This is a genomic window from Mangrovibacterium sp., assembly GCF_059905295.1.
In genome coordinates, this window is the sequence record NZ_JBZQJF010000267.1 from 1 (window position 1) to 2,856 (window position 2,856).

The 2,856-nt window shown below is 45.8% G+C and carries 3 protein-coding genes and 1 pseudogene; 1 reads left to right on the plus strand and 3 read right to left on the minus strand.

The features are described from left to right. Positions 1-725: 725 nt before the first annotated feature. Positions 726-1,460, plus strand: a complete 735-nt coding sequence (locus AC37HE_RS13795; RefSeq protein WP_500783433.1) for a DUF6261 family protein — start codon at positions 726-728, stop codon at positions 1,458-1,460. A gap of 216 nt (positions 1,461-1,676) precedes the next feature. Here the strand turns inward: AC37HE_RS13795 and AC37HE_RS13800 are convergent, their stop codons facing one another. From AC37HE_RS13800 to AC37HE_RS13810, 3 genes and pseudogenes are all read right to left on the minus strand, one after another. Then, on the minus strand, positions 1,677-2,012 hold the full coding sequence (locus AC37HE_RS13800; protein ID WP_500783434.1) for a YXWGXW repeat-containing protein: 336 nt from the start codon (positions 2,010-2,012) through the stop codon (positions 1,677-1,679). 149 nt (positions 2,013-2,161) lie between these two features. Then, entirely contained in the window at positions 2,162-2,545 is a 384-nt protein-coding gene (locus tag AC37HE_RS13805) for a YkvA family protein (protein ID WP_500783435.1), read from the minus strand. Then, positions 2,542-2,856: pseudogene (locus AC37HE_RS13810) on the minus strand (hypothetical protein); the annotation flags it as partial. The gene AC37HE_RS13805 and the pseudogene AC37HE_RS13810, both read right to left, overlap by 4 nt.

Consider the following 2,856-nt stretch of genomic DNA (forward strand, 5'->3'; position numbering starts at 1 on the left):
AGTCTTCAATTTACACAAACTAATCAAAATAAATTCATCGATCAGTTCAATTTATTCTCCCTCTAAATAGAACGAGATTTGAAACGGGATTTATAGCCAATTCTGTTTGTTTTTGTTCTTTTCTTAAGCCTCACAGCCCTCATGTGCAATATGGAGTTTAAGATCCGCGACTGAAATGTTGCCCGCCCGTTGTGGAAGTCTTTTCCGGCGACTGAAAAGCCACGTGCTGGTTGTGGCGCTTTATTTCGAGTGGCCGAAAACCCCCGCGCCCATTGTGGAGATAATTTTGGGTGACTGAAAACAGCTGCGCTCGATGTGGAAGGACTAAACCCGTCGCAGTTTGGAGCCGCGCGCGTTGTGGAAGTCTTTTCCGGCGACTGAAAAGCCACGCGCTGGTTGTGGAACTTTTTTTTGAGTGGCCGAAAACCCCCGCGCCCATTGTGGAGATAATTTTGAGTGACTGAAAACAGCTGCGCTCGATGTGGAAGGACTAAACCCGTCGCAGTTTGGAGCCACGCCCGTTGTGGAGATCAAAGACAGCGGCTGTCCGGTTCGCCGCTCAAAGGGATGGGACTTTCCAATGGTTGTTATTACTGGTTTTAGGTGTAAATCGAAATAGATGGGTGCTAAAAATCAGCTTTCCTTCCGGCTTCTATTGACTTTAGTTATCATTCGTTATAACTTGTATAGATCAAAAACAGGACGAACTAACCCAATAAAGCATCATGGATAAATTATTCTTCCCTAGCTTACTGTCGGTAAACGAAAAATTATATGTTGCCAATTATTTACTGCAGTATTGTCAACCTCCGGCAGTCGACGATCCCAATCTAAAATCGCTGTGTGACGAACTTGCTGAAGTCTACGAAAAACTGCTTGTTGAGCTGGAACATTCGGGTAAAAGTGCCTTAACCAAGGTGCTGAAATCGAGAGACCAGGCACGCGACCAGGGCTTTCTTTGTTTGCGCGACCAGTTGTTGGGCGCCACTCGCTCCCTGGTTCCGGAACGAGCTGCGGTGGCCCGGGAATTGTATGCTGTGGTCTCCCGATTGGGGACGCGACTTTACCATTTGGGGTACACGGCTGAAACGACGCATTTGGAAGCCCTGTTTCAGGCATTTGATAAAGATGAAGCTCGTGAAAAACTGGAAGCTCTTGGATTCACTGCCGACTACCTGGCTCTGAAAGAGGCTCAAGCCTCCTTTTTAATCATACAGAGTGACCGTTATAACGAAGAAGTCGACAGTCAGAATTCCCTTCCGGCCGGCAAGCTGGTCGGTGAAATGGATCCGGTGATCCAGCGACTTGTTTCCTACATGCAGTTGTTTAGTTCCCTGAAAGCTTCGGCTTACGAAGAAGCTTATGAAAAGATTGTGACAGTGATGAACGATGTTAATGCCGGTGCACGGATAAGGGAGTCGAAAAAGAAAAATAAGAATACGAAAGATGATCAGGTGTGATTCGATCCTGCGGATAGTCAACCTTACGAAGGCCATAGTCTAAAAGAGGCAATTTCTAGTTGGTTTTACAAGCGGCCTGTCAAAAATGAAGGCCGGCGATTGCCGACCTTCATCATCAATTAAACATTTAAAACAAACAAGCATTGACTTTGTCATGTAAACTCTGTTTCCCCCTTCATTTACATCGCCAACTATATTTAAAGTGGTTCCCTTGAGTTATCTCGAGAACCAACGTTTTCGATCATTTCGTTGCCAGTGTCCCGGCATCCATTTCCATCCGCGCCCCAATTGTTTCCAATAACCCGGTTGCCAGATGTAGCCCTCTTTTTCGGGTACCCAGGCCGGAATTACCCACACATACATCTTGTGTTCGCGCGACCAGATCCAATGTCCCGGTATCAATACATAATCGCCACTTGGTTTTGGTGGTGGTACCAGGTACTGCTCCGGTGGGTTTGGCTTCTTTTCAACAAGTACCTGCGCTGTAGCACTCTCACTGTTTGTGAACCAGCCGGCAGTTGCTAAAAGTGCGATCAAGACTAACTTTTTCATGGGGACTGTTTTTTTGATCTATTTAAAGATAGTCAAAAACAGTGCCATAAGTCAATTACTATGTGTTAGTTAAGTTTAACAAGTGTGAATGAATTACTAACACCAGCTGTTTGGTATACCGGAAGAATACGGGAATGAAGCAAGTGGGATTAAATCACTTTTTGTTCCAGATCGTGAATATCTTGCTTCTTGAGGTTTTTGAAAATACGTTGCAGTTGCTGGGTGGCCTGGACTTTAATCTCGGGGGTAATGTATTCGGCAATTTGGTTGAGTGCAAAAATGAGTACGCCTAAATCGTCGCTAAAACCTACCAGCGGTGCCAAATCCGGAATAGCATCGGTTGGCAGGATAAAATAGCCCAGGGCCGCGGCAATGGTCACTTTGGCTTTTAGGGGTACTAGCGGGTCTTTCATCAGGCAATAGAGCAACAGGGCAGCGTAAACCACTTTGGCACCTGCCTGCTGCGCCCGGTTCTGCAATTTTTCTTTAAAGGAAGTTTCCGAATAATATTTCTTGTACCCTAAGTCGGTCATTTTAAGCTCATATTTGTATAATCAACCCGCAAATCGCCACAGTGTTCAACAATTTCCTGCATAATCAGATAAACCTCATCCATCAGGTTGGCCTGCAGCAATTTTATACGGTGATTTCGGAAGTTAGGTACACCTGGGAATGAGCGAGCAAAGTGACGTCGCATCATCAGAATGGCACTTTTCTCGTTGCCCTTCCAGTCGGCTGTAATGGCCAGTTGGTTTTTGAGTTGATCAATCACTTCGGCCACAGTTGGCGGAGGAAGTAGTTCACCGGTTTTCAGGTAGTGCTTAATCTCGTTGAAAATCCAGGG